This window comes from Pseudotabrizicola alkalilacus (assembly GCF_003443995.1).
GTDB classification, from domain to species: Bacteria; Pseudomonadota; Alphaproteobacteria; order Rhodobacterales; family Rhodobacteraceae; genus Pseudotabrizicola; species Pseudotabrizicola alkalilacus.
On record NZ_QWEY01000037.1, the window covers coordinates 1 to 905 of the forward strand.

Genomic DNA, 905 nt, shown 5'->3' on the forward strand with positions numbered 1-905 from the left:
CATATCGGAGATCTTATCGCAGAGATGCTTGCCCAATACGGGGTTGAGTATGTGTTTGGCATGCCCGGTGGGCAGACCACTGCGTTGCATGACGGCATTTCGCGGCGCACTGACCGGATCCGGCATATTCTGATGCGCGATGAGCGCAATGCGGCCTATGCCGCCGATGCCTATGCCCGGCTGACCGGCAAGCCCGGCATCTGTGACGTCACCGTCGGGCCGGGCGCGAACCTGTTGCCGGCGGGGTTTCTGGAGGCGCTGAATGCCTCGATCCCGATGATCGGGATCATTGGAGAGTTGCCGCTGGACTGGCTGCCGCTCAAGGAAAAGGGCATTGCCAGCCAAGGGTTTGACCAGCTGTCCTTTTTCAAGACCTGCTCGAAGGAGGCGTTTCTGGTGCCGTCGGTTGCCTCGCTGCCGGAACTGATCCGCACCGCCTTCCGCATCGCCACCGCCCCCCGGCCGGGGCCCGTGGCGCTGATCATTCCGCATGACGTGTTTGACGCCGACTGGGACGAAGATCTGCTGAAGATCAAGGTTGACGACCGTTCCATCCGCATCCCGTTCCTGCGGTCGGTTGCCCCGGCGACCGAAATCACCGCAGCGGCAGAGCTGATCCGCCGCGCCAGGCGCCCGGCGCTGGTCTGTGGTGGCGGTGTACATGGCTCGGACGCGACCGAAGCGGCCACCGCCTTTGCCGACCGGCTGGGCGGGCTGGTTGTCACCTCGCTGTCGGGCAAGGGGTCGGTGCCGGAAACCCGCGCCTATGCTGCGGGGGTGCTGAACCCGCTGGGATCGGCCGCCGCGATCGAGTTGATTCAAGAGGCCGATCTGGTGATCTGGTGCGGCTCAAAGGTCAGCCAGAACACCGGCATGAACTGGACCCTGCCAAAGCCGGATCAGGC

1 protein-coding gene is annotated in these 905 nt (G+C 64.4%); it reads left to right on the forward strand.

Features of this window, described 5'->3' with window-relative positions:
• The coding region (locus tag D1012_RS21875; protein ID WP_267897844.1) for a thiamine pyrophosphate-binding protein at nt 1-905 on the forward strand (905 nt) is incomplete at both ends.